Raw genomic sequence first — 21457 nt, forward strand, 5'->3', positions numbered from 1 at the left:
GCTCTCCGCTTCTGGCCGCGTTGAGCCGGCACGACTGCCGGGGCGGCACCGGACCTGCCCGTGTGACCATTCGTCACCACGCGCAATCGAATCACACGTTGTCATCGCCCGCGGGTGCTGCCGCGGGCGGAACATGCCGATGCGACATATCCGGGCCACACTGCGCAAGGTAACGGCCCTGCTCACACGTGGGCTTTCTTGGGGACCTGTCACCTTCTCACACCGTGCAGGATGTCCCACTCAGAGGTCCATTGTGCCGAATTGAAAGAATGCCACTTGGTGACATGGCACAGAAGTGCCAAAGAGCTGTCTTTACAGTGATGCGAACGGATGGCTGACTGCGGAGGTCTCCTGCACATCTAGTCCGTGAGGTTCCCTTGCCCATGCCTCCGTCCCGCAGACGCGGGTTGACAGCCGCCGTCGCAGCACTTGTGGTGCTGACGACCGCCGGTCCTGCCACCTCGGCCGACGCCGCTCCGACGTCCCCGTCCCCCAGAGCAACCGTCACCCCGGGTCAGGCCGTCACGCGTACCGTCACGCTGATCACCGGCGACAAGGCCACGGTGACCGCTCATGGCAGCAGGCGCTCGGTCACGTCGGTGACCGATCCCCAGGGCAGGACCGGTGGCGCGCACGTCATGACGGTCGGCGGCGACATCTATGTGTATCCCGAGGCGGCTCTGCCCTACATCGCGTCCGGGGCGCTGGACGAGCACCTGTTCAACGTCACCGAGCTGCTCGCGGACGGCTACGACGACGCGCGCAGCGACCACCTGCCACTGATCGTCACCTACACCGACGCCGCCGCCCGCTCCCGCAGCGCAAAGACCCCGGAGGGGGCGAGCAGGACCCGGATACTCAGCAGCATCCAGGGTGCCGCGATATCCGCCGACCACGCACAGGCGGCGAACTTCTGGTCCTCCCTCACCGGCACTCCGACGGGCTCAGCCGGGGCGCGTACGGCCGGGGCGGCGTCGCCGTCCGGACGGCTGACCGACGGGATCGCCAAGGTGTGGCTGGACGGCAAGGCCAAGGCCACGCTGTCCGACACCACCGCGCAGATCGGCGCCCCGGAGGTCTGGGCGGGCGGGGACACCGGGCAGGGCGTGGACGTCGCCGTCCTGGACACCGGCATCGACGCCGCGCACCCCGACTTCGCCGGCCGTATCGCGGCGACGCAGAGCTTCGTGCCCGATGAGGACGTCACCGACCGGCACGGCCACGGCACCCACGTCGCCTCCACTGTCGCCGGCACCGGCGCCGCGTCCGGCGGTACGGAGAAGGGTGTCGCGCCCGGTGCCTCGCTGCACATCGGCAAGGTCCTGGACAACCTCGGCAACGGCCAGGACTCCTGGATCCTGGCCGGCATGGAGTGGGCCGCCCGCGACCAGCACGCCAAAATCGTCAGCATGAGCCTCGGCGGCGAACCCACCGACGGCACCGACCCCCTCAGCCAGGCGGTGAACCGGCTCAGCGAGGAGACCGGCGCGCTGTTCGTCATCGCGGCCGGCAACTCCGGCCCGGCGCCGTACAGCGTGAGCACCCCCGGGGCGGCGGACGCCGCGCTGACCGTCGGCGCGGTGCACGGCCCGGGCAAGGGCGTGGACCAGCTGGCGAGCTTCTCCAGCCGCGGCCCCCGCGTGGGCGACAACGCCATCAAGCCCGATCTGACCGCCCCGGGTGTGGACGTGCTGGCGGCACGCTCGCAGTACGCGCCGGAGGGCGAGGGCGCCTACCAGACGATGAGCGGCACCTCCATGGCGACGCCCCACGTCGCGGGCGCCGCGGCCCTGCTGGCCGCCGAACACCCGGACTGGACGGGGCAGCAGCTCAAGGACGCGCTGGTCAGCACCACCTCGAGCACCCAGCGGTTCAGCCCCTATCAGGCCGGCAGCGGGCGGCTGAACGTCGCCGCCGCGGTGAAGGCCACGTTGGTCGCCTCCGGGAACGCGTTCGCACAGGCCCACTACCCGTACACGCCGGGTCAGAGCGTCCGCAAGGACGTCACCTACACCAACACCGGGACCGAGCCGGTCACCGTGGACCTGTCCCTGAGCCGGGACCAGCTGCCCGAGGGCCTGTTCACCCTCACCGACAGCCGGTTGACCGTGCCCGCGCACGGCGCCGCCACCGTCGGCGTGATCACCCACCTCGACGCTGCACAGGACAACGCCGCCTACTCCGGCCTGCTCACCGCCACCGGCGCCGACGGCACGGTTCTCTCCCGCACGCCGGTCGGCGTGAACAAGGAGGGCCGCCGCGTCACCCTGTCGGTCACGGCCAAGGACCGCCACGGGGCCGCCCTGCCCGGCACCCTCGTCCTGAAGGACGTCGAGCGCAACACCACGCCCAAGATGTACGAGATCGACGCTTCGGGCCACATGAGCCTGCGCCTGTCACCGGGCACGTACTCGGCGTGGATGAACACCGCCGTGCCCGGCATCGACGGCACACACACGCTGGGCTTCGCGATGTTCTCCGCGCCGCAGATCGACCTCGACACCGACCGCACCGTCAGCTTCGACGCCGCGGACCTGCGCAAGGCGGCCGCCTACACCCCGCAGCGGACCGCCAATCAGTTCATGCGGGTGGACCAGTACCGCACCAACAGCGGCCTGTTCCCGTTCTTGGACAGCTACATGCCCGAGTACTGGCGGTACGACAGCCTCTGGGTGACCCCGACACCGAAGGTGACGAAGGGCTCGTACGTCTTCGCGACCCGCTGGCGGCAGGTCCAGCCGCCGCTGACGTACTCCGCCGGCTCACAGACCTACGATGACGTCGTCATCCAGAGCCTGTCCCCCAAGCTGCCGGCGGGCACGGGCAGCTACCGGGCCGTCTGGGCGGGCGACGGCTCGGCCGCGGACTTCCGCAAGGTGAAGGTGCGCGGCCAGGTGGCGGTCGTCCGCCGCAGCGACACCGTGCCCGCCCCGGACCAGGCCGCGGCCGCGTCGAAGGCCGGCGCCAGGCAGCTGCTGATCCTGAACGACGGCTACGGAAAGCTGGACCCGTGGGCGGACCTGCCGGACGCCGCCCCGCTGCCGGTGGCCTCGCTCGGCACCGACGACAGCGCACGGCTGCTGAGCCGGATCAGCAAGACCGGCACGGCCACGCTGAAGGTGGTCTCGCACCCGTATCCGCGCTACGTGTACGACCTGGTCCGCCACTACGACGGGGCTGTCCCCCGGGATCCGTCCTATCGGCCCGGCCCCGGCGAACTCGCCCGGATCGACGATGAGTTCCGCAACACCAAGCAGGGCGAGGCCGTCCAGTACCGCGAGGATGTGTCCGCCGTCTTCGACAGCCCCATGCTCATTCAGCCGACGGCGGTTGCGGCCCAGGGCACGCTGACGTCGTGGGTTTCGGCGGGCACGGACGCCCGCTGGGTCTCCTCGGCCAGCATGCGTGACCTCTACCAGGGAGGCGTGGCGCACTCGTACCAGCCGGGCAGCACCACCAGTGAGACCTGGTTCTCACCCATCCAGCACCCGCGGCTGCTGAACGACAACATCAGCTGGCGGGCCCCGTACCGGACGGGCGACATCATCAACACGTCGCGGCTGCCTGCGTGGGGCGACTCCGACGGTCACGGGGGCGTCGCCTGGGTCGACGCCGACACGACGAAGATCTCGCTCTACCAGGGCGACCAGTTGCTCGGCGAGGGCTTCAACGAGGGCATCATCTCTGCCGAGGGGGTGTCACCGGACCCGCTGCCCTACCGGATCGTGGTGGAGGGCAAGCGGAACGTGCCGGACCGGCCTTACTCGACACGGACGCGCACCGAGTGGGCGTTCACCTCCGCCACCACGGACTACACGGTCCTCACACCTCTGCCCCTGGTGCAGCTCGACTACGCGGTGCCCACCGACCTGTCCGGCAAGGCGCACCGGCGGACCGGGCTGACGGTCACCCCGTCGCACCTGACGGGCGCGGCGGGCGCGGGGGCGATCCGTACGGTGACGCTCGAAGTGTCGTACGACGACGGCGCCACGTGGCACAAGGCGACGCTGCGGCAGTCGGGCGGCAATTGGAAGGCGCAGCTCGACGCGTCGGCGCGGGCCCGCTTCGCGAGCCTGCGCACCACGGCGCAGGACACGGAGGGGAACAGCGTGAGCCAGACCCTGATCCGCGCCTTCGGCCTGAAGTAGCGACGGCGGGCGGCTGACGAAAGGGCCCCTGTTCGCGGCATCCGCCGCGGGCAGGGGCCCTCGTCCACGCGGCGGCATACGGCTGCCCATCATCGGGGCCAACCATGCCTGATGAGGCACCAGGGTCCGAACCCTTCCGAATTGACGTCAGACACATCTGTGAGCACGTCCATTGACAGTGCGGTGCGCTTCACTGTCCGCCATGGAGCTCACGCAAACGTCCGTCAACGACCTGCTGGCCCAAATCGGCCCGGGGGACGGCTACATGTACCTGCCCAGCGACCTCGACCCGCGGGACCTGACCGACCTGCTCGACGGCAGGTACGGCGCCCCGCGCACCCTCGTCCTCGACGGCTTCACCGATCCGACGGTCGACGAGTCCAGGGGCGCGGCTCTCCTCGTCCCCTTCGAGGACCGGGTCGTCACGATACGGGCGTGGGCATACGGGGATCAGTGGATCGGCACGGGCACGGCGCGGGACGCCGAGGAGATCGAGCGGCCGGTACTGGTGGTCGCTCGCAGGGCGGTGCCAGAACCCTTGGCGGTCGCTCCGGACCAGAACGTCGACTGGATGCAGCGGCTCAGGCAGATCACCGGCTGGACTCAGCCCGCCCAGCGGCCGGACGTGGACTGGGCGGAGGTGGAGTCGCGCCTGGGCACCACACTGCCGAGCGACTACAAGCGCATGGTCGAGACGTTCGGCGAGGGTGCCTTCGACGGATATCTGGACCTGAACCAGGAGCCGTGGACGGCTCTCAGAGAGGACGGGCTGCTCATCTGGGCGGGCACGGAGCACGAGGACCTGTACTGCTGGAAGACCGACGGCGACGACCCCGACCGTTGGCCCGTCGTCGTCCGGTCCTTCGACGGCGAGAAAGTCCCCTTCGCGTGCCAGGCCGCGGAGTTCGTCTGCCGCATCCTCATCGACCCGCACCACCGGTTCACGATGGCCCGCTATTTCGACACCCACTGGTTCATGAACTACCAGGAACGTGGCTGAACCCCGCCGCCAACGGCATCCGCAGAGGGGCTTGAGATGCCCGTTGCGTGCCCGATCCGTCGGAACGCACCGGGAACTCACCGGGAACAGCGGCGCCGATCACCCTCCGGCCCACGTCAGGGAGTTGCCAGCTCGCGGCGGGCAGACCGCTGATGTTGAACACCGAGGTCAACCAGGGCAGTTTGGCGGCGTGTTCGACCATCGCGTCCGTGTCGGTGGTGTCCAGCAGGCTGAGCGGCGGGACAGGGACGGCCAGGGTCGGGGGCTGACTCCCGGACGTCGTGGCCGAGGTCGGCGAGCAGGTCGGCGGTGCGCCGCACGGCGCGGACGGCGGTGTCGTGTGCGGTGACGCCTGCGGGGGTGGCGGTGGCGACGCCTATGCGCAGCGGCGCGGGCGGACAGTCCAGCGCGGCGAGGAATGATCCCGGCTCAGGCCCGCCGAGCGGCCCGTAGGCGCCGCCGGGCAGCGGGCCCGCGACGACGTCGAGGAGCGCGGCGCTGTCGCGGACGGTCCGGGTCACCGCGTGGTGCGCGGCCAGCGGATAGGCCGGGGCGCCCAGGCCCTCGTCGTCGGGCAGGCGGCCCCGGGACGGCTTGAGCCCGAAGAGCCCGCAGCACGCGGCGGGGATGCGGATGGATCCGCCGCCGTCGTTGGCGTGCGCGACGGGCAGCAGCCCGCCGGCGACGGCGGCCGCCGACCCACCGGACGAGCCGCCCGCCGAGTGTGTGGGCCGCCACGGGTTGCGGGTCGGGCCGTGCAGCAGCGCTCGGTGCCGGCGTTCTTGCCGAACTCGGGGGTGTTGGTCTTGCCGATGAGCACCAGGCCCGCGCGCCGGTACCGGCGCGCCAGGTGCCCGTCGCGTGCGGCTACCGCCTCCGCGAACAGCCGCGAACCGGACGTGGTCACCATGCCGGCGATGTCGCAGCCGAGGTCCTTGACCGCGAACGGGACGCCGCGCAGTGGACCGTCCGGCAGGCCCGCGTCCACCTCGGCGCGAGCCTGCTCGATGCGGGTCGCCACGATGGCGTTGACGAGGGGGTTCCGTTGCTCGATGCGGGTGGCGACCGCGTCCAGGAGTTCGTGCGGGCCGATGTCGCCGGACCTGACGTGAAGCGAAGGAAACGGTGGCGTCCGCCTTCACCGACTGCGAGTCCACGACCGCTCGCCTCCGCCTCACGGCCCTCCGGGGCTGGGAGCCGTGGGCGCTTGGCCCTGGCGCACGTGGATGAGTCGCCACAGTCGCCCGCACGCGATGGTGCCGGCCAGCCAGAGCACGTAGACGAGGACGGTCCACGACCCGCCGGTCCGGGTGGCGTGGCCGTGGTCGAAGGTGAAGGTGACGGCGTTCTGCAGCCAGGTGACGCCCTGCCAGACGTGGGTGCCGGTGGCCTGCGGGTCGGTGGAGGTGACGGCCTGTTGGTAGGCGGAGGCGGACTCGCCCAGAAAGAAGTTGAGGACGAGCGGCACGGTCACCGCGAAGTAGGTGGCGGCGATCCAGGAGTGGCGCGGGCCGGGCCCCAGTTCGGCGGTCAGGTAGTCCTGGGCGAGTTGGCGGCTGCTGCCCACTCGGCGCAGTGCCTGGCCCGTGCCGACGTCCTGGGCCGCGGCCAGGAGGTTGGCACGGACCTCGCGCCGGGTGGTGATGCGGCTGTGCCGGGGAAGGTCGTAGAGCTGCTGGTCCAGGGACCAGACCAGGCGCTCCACGCGCAGGCGGTCGAGCCGGCTGAGGCTGTGCTGCATGGTTCCCCCTTCGATGTCAGTGAGTTCCGGTCACGGTGTTCCGGGCGCGTCTGAGCCAAGGACGGCGTTGACGGCGAGCACGTGCCGGGTCCAGGCTTCGGTGCCCGCCGACAGCGCTTCGCGCCCGGCGGGTGTCAGCCGGTAGTACTTGCGGGCCGGCCCGCTGGGCGAGGCCACCAGCCGGGTGACCAGCCGACCCTCCCGCTCCAGGCGCGCCAGCGCGGGATACACGGTCCCTTCCAGGACGTCCGTGAAGCCGGACGCCTGCAGGCGCTGGACCACCTCGTAGCCGTAGGACTCCTGCTCAGCGAGCAGCCGCAGCAGGAGCAGCCACAGGACGCCCTTCAGTTGCTGTGGGTCATGGGTTGACGTCACACAGTTATGCGCCACCCAGTACTATGCAAAGTCAAGTAGTGCCTTCTCCAAGCAGGATCTGGCCTGACTTCGCGGCCCAGGAACAGTCCTGGAGCGTTCGGGGCGCGGAGGACCGTGCCCGGTCGAGCCGGTGATCTGCCGGCCGGGACGGCTGCGATGTGCTGCGCTCCCGACAGGCACTCCAGCACACCCCTCCTGTCTGCAGCCGCATCAACCGAACTGGACCGACGCAAATGGATCACTTGAGGCGGCGTGTGCTGGCGCCTGTCCCGCCGGTAGTGGGTGGTGGCGTTTCGGATCAGCATGCCGAGCGTGACGAGCGGGGTGGCCAGGTGGAGGTAGAACTCCACGACATGCTGATCACGGGCCGCATCCATCGTCCAACCTGAAGTCATCAGGGTGGTATGAGGTCGTGATGGGTCTACGGGACACCGTGGGGCGGGCTGCGGCATGGCAGTCAGCGAGGGTGGTGCGCGCTGCGCCAGCCGTCGTGATCCTCTTGGCTGCCACGACGGGCGTCGCAGTGGCGGATCCGGTCGGAGTGCCACCATCGGGCAGAGGAGGCCCGGTCGCCGGCTGGGCTCTTAGGACGGGCCCCGCTCCCCCTCGACGACCGCGAACTCCGCCTCCCCCACGGTGAGTACGCCGTCCGTCAGCGGCGTGCACCGCACGCCGCCCTTGCCTCGCAGGGCGCGTTGCGCGCCTGGACCAATGACGGCGTCCATCCATGCGCAGGGGCGCGCCGGGCGGCGTACGGCCAGCAGGACACGGCCCGCGCCTGTGTCCAGCGACACCGTCGAGCCCACGTACGCGTCGATATCGACGCCGCGCAGCAGGATGTTCCGGCGTGTGAGTCCGAGATCGGCCTGCGGATTGATGTCCAGCGGCAGGTTCTCAGCCGACATGACCGTGACAGCGGCGTCGCGATGTGCCGGGCGCGCGTAGTAGCGGTCGCCCACGATGCCCAGGTTCCGCCGCACCTCGACGCTCCCCACCAGCTCCTGCCCGGGCGCATCCGAGGGCCCCTGGGACGGCCGTCCCATGTACCGGTGCACCGGCGACACCAGCAGCTGCACGACTTCCACCAGGGACATACCGTCAACCCTAATCCGTGGGCGCCGGCAGGCGGCTCATGAATGCGTCCGCTGCCGCTTGTTCCACTCTGCCCGTGAGAGCGCGGTGGGCCGCGGGAGCAGGACGCCGTCCACGTACAGGTCGACGTGCTCGTTGTAGAAGGCGACCAGCCCCGCGATGGCGGTGCACGACACCGTCGGGAAGTCGTACGCCCAAGCGAGATCGTCATGGGCGACGGCCCCGCTCACGAACGACCAGTACCCGCTTGTCCGCCCCTTGTACGGGCACTCCGTCACCGTGGCCGAGGAACGCAGCTGCGTCCAGTCGACAAAGGCGCGCTCCACGTAGTAGCGGGTCGGCAGGCCGGTTTCGAAGAGCTTCACCGAGGTCGGCGCGTCCGCCAGGACAGTGCCGTCCACCTCGACGCGCACGCTGCTGGACGAGCGCAGCGCGTCCACCCGGGTGTACGGGCTCCTGGGGTGCACGAAGACCTGCTCATCCTCCTCGTACCACGCGTCGATCGCGTCCCACCGGAATCGGGCGGTGCCGATGAGTGCCTTCGGGGCTCCCTCGTCCCACACCCACGCCGCGCCCTCACGGACCTCGGAGCCCACCCGCAGCGAGTGCCGCCGCGCGGGGCCGGGGCCCAGCCGACCGGTGCGGCCGTCGTCGCTCAGGACGCCGTCGGCCAGATCCCGCAGCGGAATGCTGTACTGCGGATAGCCGGGCCATTCCCACACGTACAGCGCGTGCCGGGTGTCGAACACCCACTGGCCGTCGACCTGCGCACGGATACGTCGCGGCACCGGCTCGACATGCCCGACCGGGACGATGAGACCCGGGTAGTTCACACTCTCGTCCGCCATCGGCGATCACCTCAGTCCGCCCTGCCGCTTCCGTACACCCAGTTTGTCCGGCGGACGCGCGAACCGGCCACCGCAGGCGCCGACACATCATCCGCTCCGGTCACATGCCTGATCGGCGATCCAGATGCAACGGACAGCTGTCCTGCTGTCTTCACCCGGACAAGGGCGGACGACATCATGATCGGCCGCACTGCCGCGCCTGGCCTACCTTGCTGTCACTTCCCTCGAGGCCCTTTGCGGTAGCCACGCCATGGCGTCGATATGTGCCATGAACCGCTCGCATCAGGACATCATCGACAGTGTTGCTCCAACCCGACCATAGGGTTTGGGGAATGAATTCCTCCCCGTGCGCCGCCCCTTCGGCGCCTACGGCAAACAGGACGACGCGTCCGCTCCTTGGCCCCAGTTGGTTCGCAGCCGTGATGGGAACCGGCATCGTCGCCAATGCGGCGGTCACCCTGCCCTGGAGTTTCTCCGGACTCCGGACCGCCGCCATGGTGGTCTGGCTGGGCGCGGTGCTCCTGCTGATCCTGCTGGCTGTCGGCTACCTCCGGCAGCGGGCGTTTCGGTTGCACGCCGGTGACCCGGTGATGGCCCAGTTCTTCGGCGCGCCACCGATGGCGCTGCTCACGGTGGGCGCCGGGACGCTGTTGCTCGGCCGCCGACTGATCGGGCTCGAGGCGGCGCTGGACGTCGACTGGGTGCTGTGGTCGCTTGGCACCGTGCTCGGTCTTGTCACAGCGTGCACGGTGCCTTATCTGATGGTCACCCGGCACCGCTTCGCTCCGGACGCGGCGTTCGGGGGCTGGCTGATGCCGGTGGTACCGCCGATGGTCTCGGCCGCGACGGGTGCGCTGCTTGTCCCCCATACACCCGCCGGGCAGCCGCGGCTCGCCCTGCTCCTGGGCTGCTACGCGATGCTGGGGCTCGGCCTCGTGGCGGCACTGCTGGTGCTGGCCATGATCTACGGCCGTCTGGTGCACCACGAAGCACCCACCGGGACCGTGGTGCCCACGGTGTGGATCGGGGTGGGGGCGTTGGGCCAGTCGGTGACGGCCCTCGGCGCCCTGGCCGCGGTGGCGCCCAGCACGCTGCCCGCACCCTACGCGCGGGGCACCGCGGTCTTCGCACTGCTGGGCGGAATCGTGGTGTGGGGTTTCGCCATGCTCTGGCTGGTGCTCGCCGCCGGGCTGACCGTACGGACGATCCGGGCCGGGCTGCCCTTCGCACCCACGTGGTGGTCCTTCATCTTCCCGGTCGGCGCCTGCGTGACGGCCACCAGCGCCCTCACGGCACGGACGGGTTCAAAGCCGTTCGTCTGGATAGCCGTGGTGCTCTATGCACTGCTCGTCATCGCCTGGGTGGCGGTGGCCGGCCGCTCCCTGTGCCACGCCGCCGGGTACATCCGCCGGCGGCCCGTCGCCGGGCACGCGCGTCGGCGGCCCGTCCGGGCGGAGCTACGGCGCGCGGCCACCGTGCTCAGGGGCACCGTCCGCGCCGGCGCTGACGGCCGCCCCGTCTCCGAGGCTCGTGTCACCCTGCTCGATCCGGCGGGCGATGTCGTCGGTATGACCCTCACTGCCAAGGACGGCTCCTACGCGTTCGCTGATCTCGAAGGCGACCGCTACACGGTCGTAGCTGCGGGGTATCCGGCCCGAGCCACACCTCTTGCCTTCGACGGCAGCGGCCAGGATTTCGATCTGACGTTGGCGCACGAAGAGGGCTGAACAGCTACCTTTCGCTGACGGGTCCGCTCCGCGTTCCGCCCACCGTGCATGCGCTGATGGCGCCGGCGGTGACCCCGGCCATGTCCGCGGCCGGCCCGTGAGCGAGAGGCCGTACGGCTGTCGAGGGGCGAGCGGCCTTCCGGCAGCCGCACGGTGCGTCAGGTCAGGCGTACGTCCCGTTCGTTGTACATGTCTGCCACCCGTGCGGGCAGGCCCAACTTGCGGCTGCCATACGGGCAAGCGCGCGGGTTCCAGAATTCTGGTACGCATCACGACCGCAACCCGCCCGCCGAACAGGGTGAATGGGGGCCGCGCGTGCGCATTCCGTCGGTGAGTGCTGGTTCAGTTCAACGGTGGAACTTCATGTTGAGGTCGCAGGGGGTACGCCACCCGGCTGATCATCGATGAAAGTGACCGTCTCGTTGAGTGGCGCCCGGCCCGTACGGGCGTTGCCCGCTGTGACGTCCTCGTAGCCGATCGACATGCCACAGAAGAGGATGAGGCCCTTCGGCGGTGACAAGACCTCCGCGACGGTCTTGCGATACTTCGCCCACGCCATCTGCGCGCAACTGTGCAGCCCCTCCGCGCGGAGGAGCAGCATGACGGTCTGCAGATACATGCCGACATCGGCCCACTGGGGTGGCCCCATTGCCCGATCGATGTAGCAGAACAGGGCGGCGGGCGCGCCGAAGAAGTCCCAGTTCGCAGCAGCGGCCCGCTGGCGAGCTTCCAGGTCCTCGCGGGCGATACCGAGTGCGCCGTAGCGCTGCTCACCGAAAGCGGATCGGCGCTCGCGGTACGGAGACTTCAGCGCGGTCGGGTACTGCTCGTACTCCGGCTCGTCCCAGGCATCACCTGAGGCCACGCGCTCGCCGGCGCGCTTCCTGAGCTCGGCCAGCGGGCAGCCCGTAAGGACATAGATGTGCCATGGCTGCAAGTTCGATGCTGACGGTGCCCAAGCCGCAGCGGACAGTACGCGCTCCAGCACCTCCCTCGGGATACAACGGTCGCTGAATTCGCGTACCGCGTGTCGGCTCGTGATCGCTTCATAGACGTTCACAGTCACCTACCTCCCATTTGATGGCGTTCTACCTGATTGACCGGTAAAGCCTGTGAAATGTGACAAGAGTCCGACATCTCTCAGAAGATTCATCTTCGGCAGGACGCGTCAGCCCGGAGATCCACGGGCTGAGTGCGGGTCAACCAGCCGAGGGCAGGCGTGCACCGTGTTGAACAGGGCTCAAAGGCGTCCTGCCCGGGGCCGGCGGTCGGGCGGGTGGTGGGTGCGTCGCCAGTCCAGGCGGGCGGGCACGTAGATCAGACGGTCACGGATGGTCGCGCAGGGCGCACGGGCGTGAAAGGTGCCGACAAAGGCCGCGAGATCGGCACCGCCCGCTGCCACGACTTGCCGATCCTCAAGACCGGTACGCGACCCGCGCAATCGCACGTGCGCCGGAGGACGGTCAGGGCAATCTGTCGACTGAGGGCGTGGCGGGAGGTCAGCGTGTAAGTTAACACGAAGATTCGTTTTTTTCGCGTAGGATGGATCCATGCCTAAGGTCACGCAGGAGTACATGGAGGCCCGTCGTAAGCAGATCTTGGATGCGGCGCGTCGCTGCTTCCTGCGCGACGGATTCCACTCGACGTCCATGCAAGACCTGTTCGCGGAATCGGGACTGTCGGCGGGCGCGGTTTATCGCCACTTCGCCAGCAAGAACGAGATGATCACGGCGATCGTCGAGGAGAACATGCGTGACGTCCTCGACATGGTTCACAGCGCCGCCAGGAACCGTCCCAGCAGTTCCGTTGGGGCTCTCATGGCCGAGGTCCTCGATATTGTGAAAACTAAGACCGTCGAGCAGAATATCGCCGGCCTGTCCGTGCTGGCGTGGTCAGAATCTCTGCGGAACCCCTCGTTGGCCGGGCAGTTCGACGACCTCATGACTCAGATGCGAGCCGCCCTCACGGATGTCGTGCGAGAGCACCAGCAGAGCGGCAACCTCACGCGCGAGGTGTCTCCCGAGGCGATCGCCGCCGCACTTGTATGTATCCTGCCCGGCTATATTCTCCAGTTGGCCATGGGCGACACCAAGATTATGGACGAAGTTCCCGGCGCGTTGCGGGCACTCTGGCCAAATCCGGCCGTGCCTTCAAATTGAATATGGTACTGCCGGTGCGCCGGTAGAATCGCAGAGCCTGATGCTCCGGCCCCAGGCCCGAGTGTTTGCCATCTCCCCCGACAGACACTGAAATGTTGTCGGTCGGATGTTCAGAGCACGGCAAGCCACTGTGCCCACGGTACCCATCGCTGGACAGAGTGGGGAATTCCCTCGTCACCTCCGGCGAGCGTGGTGCATTACAGGTTGTCCAGCGAAGACGACTCGCATCATGGCCACTACCGTCGGTACTGGCCCCCGCTTTGCTGTATCTGTTCCGTATTTGTGACCGCGGGCGGTACAGATGCGCTTTTCCCCGCAAGAGTGGCTCTGCCATGTCCGGAGAAACCGGCGCGACGCGGAACCGACCGACCCATCCCTGAGGTGCGTGGCCGCGGGCTCGACGCATTCACATGCTGACCATGACGACTGACCGGGTGCCGTCGCGGAACACCTGTTCGCCCGCCTATCGCTGTTACCCGTCCTGCGCTCGAGCCAGTGCTATAGCGGTCGACGAACGGTGGTGCCACTACGCCACGCCGTGACGGTCCAGGGTGGGGCACTCCGAGGCACAGACGGCGCTGTCGTCGGAGTGTGATACGGAGTCCTCGGCGAACAGTTGCTCCAGCACGGCCACATCCCCCGTCTGGGAGGCCGCCACGAATGCCGTCAGGAACCGCTGGTGGTCTTCGGCAGCCACGCTGGCTCGTTTCGTTGTGTCCAGGCGCTTGCGGGCTCGGCTGACCAGTTGACGAGCGTTGACCTGGGAATGGCCGATGATCTCGGCGATCTCTCTGTACGGGTAGTCGAAGGCCTCCCGGAGCACGTAAGCGGCTCGCTCCACAGAGGTCAGCCGTTCCAGAAGTATGAGCACCGCGACTTCGAGCGTTTCCCTGTTCATGGCGCCCGCCTCGGGGTCGCTCATGGTGTCGATGGGTTCCGGCAGCGACACGCCGACGTACCTCTCACGGCGAACTCTCGCCGATTGCAGCACGTTGATGGCGAGCCTCGTCACCAACGTGGTGAGGAAGGCTTTCGGGTTCTGCACCTGGGATCGGTCGCATGTCTGCCAGCGGATCCAGGCCTCTTGGAGGACGTCCTCGGCTTCGCTGACGCTGCTGAGCATCCGGTAGGCGATACCGAACATCACGCCACGGTTGTGGTGGAAGACGGCTTCCGGTTCAGGGGGGTCCCCGGCGTCATGCGCAGGCTTGTCCGTCGTGGACATCGTTCCTTTTCCTTGCTTTGGTGCTTTGGTGCTTTGGCGCTTTGGCGCCCGTGAGGGCCAGCAGCGGCGGCGAACATGCCGTCGGTGTCGACGAACATGTCGCGCTATGCCGCACGGGCGTCCGGCCGATCTCTTCGAGGGGGTCAACGTCGATCCGTCAAAACGGGCGCCATGAGGGGCAGTACGGGACCGCACCGCCTTGACCAACTCCTCTTGGAGCACCCTCGCCCGGTAGTTACGCCCTTGCTGGTCGCGAGGCCCGCGCTCGTCCCCAGCGCCCGGAGACCAAGCGGGTTGTGTTCTCCGGTTCGATGTTCCTGGGCGGCTTTCGCTTGTGACGCCACGAGTCCGCGGGGGACCGGCCAGATCGACGGGAGGCCGGTCCGTATCGCACGGAGGCGACGGGCACTCATCGTGGTCCGCATCAATCGTGGGCTGCGTGCCGGGCGTGCGAGTGCGGGCGGCCCACGTCCAGTGCCCGCGAAGGAGACGGGACGGGCGCTTCGGACATTGACGACAAGAAGGCACCGACGGGTTGGGCCGCGGCTGGGCCTTCAGCACTCGTATCGCTGGGCTCGTGGGCGTCTTGTTCGAGCGTGTCGCCCGGGACGGTGAGGGTCCGACGACCGAATACGACGGACATCAACCCGAACAAACTCCACAGGGTGAGAACGGCGATATGGCCCCCGGATCCATTGCCGTCGAAGTAGGCCGTGCTGCGCAGAAGATTTGCGCCGGCGCCCGGGGGCAGCCATTGGCCGATGTCGTCGACTGCCTTGGGGAGCAGTTCCGGTGCGGACGTGCTGCCGGAGAACGGGTTTCCCACGAAGACCATGAGTGCGGCACTGACCCCGAGCCCTGGATGACCGATGATCCTGATCAGGCCGGCGCTGGTCGCGCTGACGGCGAGCATGGTGAGGGACAGGGCCGCCCAGGTGGCCACGTGTTGGTGGGGCAGTGCGCCCAGGATGCCCTGGGTCACCAGGTAAGCGGCGAGACCAGAAATGGCGCACACGACGATCAGGTCGATGAACCGACGCCACCCCGGCAGATGGAGACCCGACAGAGTGACGAGCGCTGCGATGAGAATGCTGCAGATGGTGAGCGGGAGAAGTGCCGCGCTGAAGACCACTCCCCGGGGGTCGTCTGCAGAGGTCGGGACGATATCCACGGTGTTCACAGTGACCTTGGCCACCGTCTTGGCGACGCTCTTCCGAGCGCGAGACCCGTGGGACGTGGCACGGGCCGGAGGGGCGGGTGTCCTTGCGGGCAACTTCGCGGCGTGGGCGGCAAGTTGTTGCCCAGACATCCCGAGCAACTGGGCCACGGACGTACTCGCGGCAGTAGCCTCCAATACGGTGACCTCGCCAGGATTTATGACGAATGCACCGTAAACATCCCGATTCTTGATGGCGGAGCGCGCCGACGCCTGGTCGGGGTAGAGGTGGAAGTCGAATCCGCCCGGTTCACCACGATCCAGGCTTTCGACCGCATTCTGGCTGGCCGTGCTCGTACCCACGATCCCCACGGGCAGGTCTCGCGGCGCAATGCGCGATGCGGGCCACGCGAATGCCATCGCGGCCAGCGAGATCACCAGTGGCAACCCCACGATCATGAGGACAGTCCGGCGCCAGGGCAGGACCCTCACCAGTGGGTTCTTCACGGCCGCGCCTCCCATAAGACGAATGATCATTTTGTTAAGCATCAGTCTGGTGCGCTGGCCGAGAATCGTCAAGATGAACATTCGTTTTCTTTCCAGATGGACCTGTGCCGCGGTCACAGTCGATGTGAGGGGGCGAACATCAGCGGACGCTGACGTGCAGGTCAGTGCGTGTGCAGGTTCGGGCGCGCTCCGCCTCTCCGAAGGTGACCGAAGGCATCGACCAGCGGGGCCTGCGTCACAGCGGCAGTGCCGTGGGGATCACCGATGAGCTGACCCGGGGCCTGCCTGTTGACCTCTTCCAACCGTGGTTGTTGCTCCGGCCGTGTCGGCGGCTGCCGCGGTGCGGCGCCGGTGTCGGAGTCGAGTGCCCGCCGCCCTCGGGGTGACCGTCGGCGGTGGTGAACCAGCAGGATCCATCCGGCGACGCTGACCAGCCCGGGGTTGATCAGCCGGTACAGAAGATCGACCGCGGTGGCGGAGCTGGTCGGTACCCCACCGTGGTGCAGGGTGAGAACCAGTGCCGCGTCGCCTCGTCCAGGTGCGGTGGCAGGTGCGCGGACGCCCGGCCGCAACGCCGACTGCGCAGCCAGCTTCCGGCCCCGCGGTTGCCGTCTTCGCTGTTCGGCGGCTTGGACCTGACGGCCGAGCGGTCCCCGTCGTCCGGAGACGGAGGTGGGGAGGGATAGATCATGGTGGGTTACCTGGGGGCGTGTAGGGAGGTGGGGTGGGGCCGGCGAAAGACGACCGCCTGATCTTCAGAGGCCGCCCTCGCGGCCGAGCCGGGCTGAGTCTCCCGGTTCCGTGGCGTGTCTGCCGATGGCGTGGATGAGGCCGCCAAGCGCACTGAACGGCACGTTGAGGAGGACCCCAGACGTCGCATGAAGGGGGCCAGGTGCGCCATGAGGCATCCTCACGCCATGGCCGCGGGCTGCTGGATGAGCCAGTCCTGGGTGAGCGAGTAGCCGGCCCGGACCAGGTGCGGTGTGTCGCGGAAGTCGATGAGGCTGGCTACGGGGGTGGTGGCTGGGGGCAGCCGAAGAACCGACCCGCGGACGGCTGCCAGGTCTCGTCTCTCACGCTCATCCAGGATCTGGCTCACTGCCCGGTAGGCGGCGAGCAGGGGTGCGTGTGCCTGACGCCCCGCCTGTTTCGTGATGGCGGAGGGCAGCACGTAAATCGTGGTCGCGCCGAGCGCTTCCGCCTGGAGCACAGGCGTATCCGCCGACACGCCACCGTCGATGAGGCGGCGCTCCCCAACGCGCACCGGTGGATACAACCCCGGGAAGGCCGACGAGGCAAGGAGCGCTGAAACAGCGTCACCTCGGGACAGCACGACGGCGGCGCCGGTCTCGAAGTCGGTCGTCACGACGTGCACGGGCACGGCGACGTCCTCAAGGCGGCATACGCCGACGCCGTGCTGCAGCAATTGCTGCAGCGCCTGGCTCGAGACCGCCGCCTCCCCCCACCCCATGGCGGCCCTGATCAGAGTCCTCGGCGATATCGGAGCGACATGCCGGCGCTTGAGGCTCAGCCACAACGCTTCCAGCCTGTCGATGCCCTCGATGTTCGGGTCGGCGGCGAAGGCAACGCCATTGAGAGCGCCGGCCGAGGATCCCACTACGAGATCGGGAGTGATACCCGCCTGCGTGAGCGCTCGAAGCGCACCGACTTGCGCTGCGCACAGGCTGCCTCCACCTTGCAGCACGAACGCCACCGTGCCGGACGGCGTCCGCTCGGCCCTCGTAGGCGCTGTCGGCATCCCGTCAGCCTTCGGAACCTGACACGGGGTCATTCCTGACCCGCCGGTTTGCACGGTAGCCATGCCGCCTCCTCCCGTTCCGGGAACAGCCATTCCTTTAGCGCTGCCCATCCTGCGCCATAGGTGAGCGACAGGTCAAGACGAACATTCGTTTTCTTAGTGCAGGCCCGGACTCCGGATCGGGGCTTCCACAGGGTCAGTGGCCTGCGGATATTCGGGAAGAGCGGCGCATGATCGCTGTTTCGGCAGACTCAGCGAATGCGACGCTCAGGAGCGATCACTGCTACTAGCGCTGCGGGTGCTCGGCTTCGTGTGCCGCATCGCTGGACCGGCCTGCTCCGGAGCACCTGGCAGTCGGCGACAGCAGCGCCACCGCTGTCGGTCCGAGCAGCGCCAGCCGGACTGAGAGGGCCATCCCCGGCCGGCCTTCGTGAAACGGAAGAGCAAGGGTCCCGCGGGCGCGGGTGAGATTGAAGGCGAGCGCGGGCGGCGTGAGCCGGGCGGCGTGAGCCGGGAAGTTACCCGAGGGGGCGTGCGCGAACGGGCCGTTCTGCAACTCGGAGATCACCTGCTCCACGATGGCCAGCCGCGGGTGATCACCTTCGGCGTCCGGCAGCCGCCGCGGTCTCGGCCCGCGTGGATGCCACGCCCTCGGATCGGGACGCGCGGTTACCGAAATCCCGGCTTCGGCTGTACGCCGGCAGCATTCCACGCGGCGGCCGTCTGCCTTGAGGCGATGTCCACATGTGCCGCCGTTATGGCACATTGACGTGTCTTTCTGACGCCCCACGCCGGCATAGCCTCGCTCGTGCGACACGGTCGGAGGGTTTCTTCTCCAAAGCGGACGCGATCGGAATCGGCGCCCCTTGGGCGGGGATGGCCCACCAGGCCGACCGTGTCCGCCGTCGGTCGTTCTGAAAAAGGAAAGAAGGCGATCCACACCGTGGCGTCGCGATCACACGCCGGTGAGCCGGTGCTTTATGGGCGGGAATTCGGCCTCAACGAATGGCTCGTGGACGAACAGTACGAGCGATATCTACAGGACCCGGGCTCGGTCGACCAGACCTGGAGGGACCTCTTCGCCACTCCGCCTCCCGAGGCCGGTCGGCCGGCGCGCAACGGCACGACGGCTGCGCACGACACGGACGAGGCGACGGTCAAGGCGGTCCGCGTTGCCGCGCTCATCCACGCCTATCGAGTGCGCGGACACCTGGCGGCCGACACCGACCCGCTCAAGGCCCAACACGGGGCAGCACACCCGGAGCTCGACCTCCCGGCATTCGGGCTCCGGGACGAGGACCTGGAAAGAACATACGTCGTCGACGACTTCGCCGGACAGGTCACCATGACGTTGCGCGAGGTTCTGAAGGTGCTGCAGGAGTCCTACTGCCGGACCGTGGGCACTCAGTACATGCACATCCAAAGCTCCCAAGAACGTCGGTGGATCCAGCAGCGGATCGAATCGCCTCTCCCCCGGCCGGATCGCGCCGAACAATTGCAGATCCTCTACCGGTTGGGCGCGGCGGAAGCCTTCGAGACGTTCCTGCACACCAAATACGTGGGCCAGAAGCGGTATTCGCTCGAAGGCGGCGAGTCCACGATCGTGCTGCTCGACGCCCTCCTGCTGTGCGCCATCAGGCACGGGGTGGGGGAAGCGGTCGTCGGTATGGCGCACCGGGGCCGGCTCAATGTTCTGGCCAACATCGTCGGCAAGTCCTATGCGGAGATCTTCCGTGAGTTCGAGGACGCGACGGACATTCGGTCGGTCCAAGGATCCGGCGATGTGAAGTACCACCTCGGTGCGGAAGGCACATACCGCGCTCTGGACGGCGGGACGATCGCCGTCTCCGTCGTGGCGAACCCCTCGCATCTGGAGATCGTCGGACCGGTGGCCCAGGGAGTCGTGCGGGGCAAGCAGGACGAGGCCGCACTCAAGGGCGACGTCTTCCCCGTCCTGCCGATCGTCGTCCACGGCGATGCCGCGTTCGCCGGCCAGGGCGTGGTCTGCGAGACGCTGAACATGTCGCAGCTGCCCGGCTACCGCACTGGCGGGACGGTCCACATCGTCGTCAACAACCAGCTCGGCTTCACGACCTCGCCCACCAGTGGCCGTTCGAGCACCTACGCCACCGATGTGGCACGGACGATCGAGGCCCCGGTCTTCCATGTCAACGGGGACGACCCCGAGGCTGTCGTCCGCATCGCGCGGTTGGCATTCGACTACCGTCAGGCGTTCCACAAGGACGTCGTCGTCGATCTGATCTGTTACCGGCGTCACGGGCACAGCGAAGTCGACGACCCCTCCATCACGCAGCCGGCGATGTACGACCGGATCGACGTGAGGCCTTCGGTGCGCAAGCTGTACGCCCAGGCGCTGGTCACCCGGGGGCACATCGGCGAGCGGCAAGTGGAAGGCGCACTCCGGGACTACCGGGAACGCCTTGAGCGGGCCTTCGTCGAGACCCGGGCGTTGCCGGTGCCCCACTCCCCCAAGCCCGTCCTTCACGAGGACGGGCCCACCCCTCAGGTGACCACCGCGATCACGGAGGCGACCGCCCGGCACGTCATCGCGTCCCAGACCCATCTGCCACCAGGCTTCACAGTGCACCCGCGCGTGCTACCCCAGCTGCACCGGCGTACCACGATGCTGGATGCGGGAACGATCGACTGGGCCACCGCAGAAACGCTCGCCATCGGCTCGCTGCTGCTGGACGGGGTGGCGGTGCGGCTGGCCGGGCAGGACTCCCGTCGCGGCACGTTCGGCCAACGGCACGCGGTGCTCACCGACCGTCGCACCGGCGTGGAGCACACGCCGCTGAACACCCTCGGCTCGCACGCCGCCGACTTCGCGCCCTACGACTCGATGTTGTCCGAACTGGCAGCGCTCGCCTTCGAATACGGCTACTCCCTGGCACGGCCCGATGCTCTGGTGCTGTGGGAGGCCCAGTTCGGTGACTTCGCCAACGGCGCCCAGATGGTCATCGACGAGTACATCGCGTCATCCGAACAGAAATGGGGGCAGCGCTCCGGGGTCACACTGCTGCTCCCGCACGGCTTGGAGGGGCAGGGACCTGACCACTCCTCCGGCAGGATCGAGCGACTCCTCCAACTGTGCGCGCAGGGGAACATGACCGTCGCCATGCCCACCGTTCCGGGCAACTACTTCCATCTGCTCCGGCAGCAAGCGCTCAGCGAACGCAGCAGGCCACTGGTCGTCTTCACTCCGAAGTCGATGCTGCGGTTGAAGGCGGCCACCTCCGCGCTGCCGGAGCTCACCACGGGCACGTTCCGCCCCGTCATACCGGATGAGACGACCGATGCCGCCCGGATCCGGCGCGTGCTGGTGTGCTCGGGCAAGGTCTTCTACGACCTGGACGCCTACCGGCGAAGCTGCGACCTGTCGGACACCGCGATCGTCCGCCTGGAGCGCCTCTACCCGTTCCCCGAGCACGAGTTCAGCGCGGAGCTCTCCCGCTTCCCCTCCGACGCCGAGGTGCGCTGGGTGCAGGAGGAGCCGGAGAACCAAGGAGCCTGGTCCTTCGTGAGGCCGCACCTGCACCGGCCGGCGAACCGTCCGATCGGATGCATCAGCCGACCGCAGGCACCGGCCCCCGCCGTGGGCTCCGCCCGGCGGCATGCCGGCGAGCAGAAGGATCTCGTGGCATCCGCCTTCCGCTGACCCTGCCGCCCGCCACGGCCCGGACGACGCCTCTTGTATGG

At 68.4% G+C, this 21457-nt stretch carries 14 protein-coding genes and 1 pseudogene; 5 read left to right on the plus strand and 10 right to left on the minus strand.

All coding sequences use genetic code 11. From position 1 onward, the window contains the following. Positions 1–407: 407 nt before the first annotated feature. Complete coding sequence (locus tag ABZ904_RS21365) at positions 408–4148, plus strand: S8 family serine peptidase (protein ID WP_361825052.1); 3741 nt, start codon at positions 408–410, stop codon at positions 4146–4148. Positions 4149–4350: 202 nt separating this feature from the next. Beyond that, a complete protein-coding gene (locus tag ABZ904_RS21370; RefSeq protein ID WP_359393582.1) occupies positions 4351–5148 on the plus strand; it encodes a hypothetical protein in 798 nt (265 codons plus the stop codon). Between the two features lie 116 nt (positions 5149–5264). Here ABZ904_RS21370 and ABZ904_RS21375 read toward each other — a convergent pair. The 5 genes and pseudogenes from ABZ904_RS21375 to ABZ904_RS21395 form a co-directional block, all read right to left on the minus strand. Further along, positions 5265–6169 (minus strand): annotated as a pseudogene (locus ABZ904_RS21375) (amidase). A gap of 153 nt (positions 6170–6322) precedes the next feature. Further along, a complete protein-coding gene (locus tag ABZ904_RS21380; RefSeq protein ID WP_360998453.1) occupies positions 6323–6889 on the minus strand; it encodes a hypothetical protein in 567 nt (188 codons plus the stop codon). Positions 6890–6919: 30 nt separating this feature from the next. Next, positions 6920–7264 (minus strand): PadR family transcriptional regulator, encoded by a 345-nt coding sequence (locus ABZ904_RS21385; protein WP_361825055.1) that lies wholly within the window; start codon positions 7262–7264, stop codon positions 6920–6922. Positions 7265–7848: 584 nt separating this feature from the next. Beyond that, positions 7849–8358 (minus strand): molybdenum cofactor biosysynthesis protein, encoded by a 510-nt coding sequence (locus ABZ904_RS21390; RefSeq protein WP_359393588.1) that lies wholly within the window; start codon positions 8356–8358, stop codon positions 7849–7851. A 36-nt stretch (positions 8359–8394) separates the two neighbouring features. After that, entirely contained in the window at positions 8395–9204 is an 810-nt protein-coding gene (locus ABZ904_RS21395; RefSeq protein WP_360998452.1) for a DUF427 domain-containing protein, read from the minus strand. Positions 9205–9536: 332 nt separating this feature from the next. On the opposite strand from ABZ904_RS21395, the gene ABZ904_RS21400 reads away from it, so the two are divergent. Then, positions 9537–10931 (plus strand): carboxypeptidase regulatory-like domain-containing protein, encoded by a 1395-nt coding sequence (locus ABZ904_RS21400; RefSeq protein WP_360998451.1) that lies wholly within the window; start codon positions 9537–9539, stop codon positions 10929–10931. A gap of 361 nt (positions 10932–11292) precedes the next feature. On the opposite strand, the gene ABZ904_RS21405 is transcribed toward ABZ904_RS21400, so the two are convergent. Further along, positions 11293–11991: a nitroreductase gene (locus ABZ904_RS21405; protein WP_359393594.1), complete on the minus strand. Its 699-nt coding sequence runs from the start codon at positions 11989–11991 to the stop codon at positions 11293–11295. 490 nt (positions 11992–12481) lie between these two features. Between ABZ904_RS21405 and ABZ904_RS21410 the strand changes: the two genes are divergently transcribed. Next, positions 12482–13090 carry a TetR/AcrR family transcriptional regulator gene (locus ABZ904_RS21410; protein WP_360998450.1) on the plus strand — a complete coding sequence of 203 codons (609 nt, stop codon included), beginning with the start codon at positions 12482–12484 and terminating at the stop codon, positions 13088–13090. A 526-nt stretch (positions 13091–13616) separates the two neighbouring features. Here the strand turns inward: ABZ904_RS21410 and ABZ904_RS21415 are convergent. The 4 genes from ABZ904_RS21415 to ABZ904_RS21430 all read right to left on the minus strand — a co-directional run bounded on the left by ABZ904_RS21415 (position 13617) and on the right by ABZ904_RS21430 (position 18305). Beyond that, positions 13617–14315 (minus strand): sigma-70 family RNA polymerase sigma factor, encoded by a 699-nt coding sequence (locus ABZ904_RS21415; protein ID WP_361825058.1) that lies wholly within the window; start codon positions 14313–14315, stop codon positions 13617–13619. A 424-nt stretch (positions 14316–14739) separates the two neighbouring features. Continuing rightward, complete coding sequence (locus ABZ904_RS21420; protein WP_361825060.1) at positions 14740–16095, minus strand: ABC transporter permease; 1356 nt, start codon at positions 16093–16095, stop codon at positions 14740–14742. A gap of 793 nt (positions 16096–16888) precedes the next feature. Further along, positions 16889–17692: a patatin-like phospholipase family protein gene (locus ABZ904_RS21425; protein WP_360998447.1), complete on the minus strand. Its 804-nt coding sequence runs from the start codon at positions 17690–17692 to the stop codon at positions 16889–16891. 331 nt (positions 17693–18023) lie between these two features. Then, positions 18024–18305 carry a hypothetical protein gene (locus ABZ904_RS21430; RefSeq protein ID WP_359393605.1) on the minus strand — a complete coding sequence of 94 codons (282 nt, stop codon included), beginning with the start codon at positions 18303–18305 and terminating at the stop codon, positions 18024–18026. Between the two features lie 405 nt (positions 18306–18710). On the opposite strand from ABZ904_RS21430, the gene ABZ904_RS21435 reads away from it, so the two are divergent. Beyond that, positions 18711–21416 (plus strand): multifunctional oxoglutarate decarboxylase/oxoglutarate dehydrogenase thiamine pyrophosphate-binding subunit/dihydrolipoyllysine-residue succinyltransferase subunit, encoded by a 2706-nt coding sequence (locus ABZ904_RS21435; RefSeq protein WP_361825086.1) that lies wholly within the window; start codon positions 18711–18713, stop codon positions 21414–21416. The last annotated feature ends 41 nt before the right edge of the window (positions 21417–21457 follow it).

It is taken from the genome of Streptomyces sp. NPDC046900, from assembly GCF_040644975.1.
Taxonomy (GTDB): Bacteria; Actinomycetota; Actinomycetes; order Streptomycetales; family Streptomycetaceae; genus Streptomyces.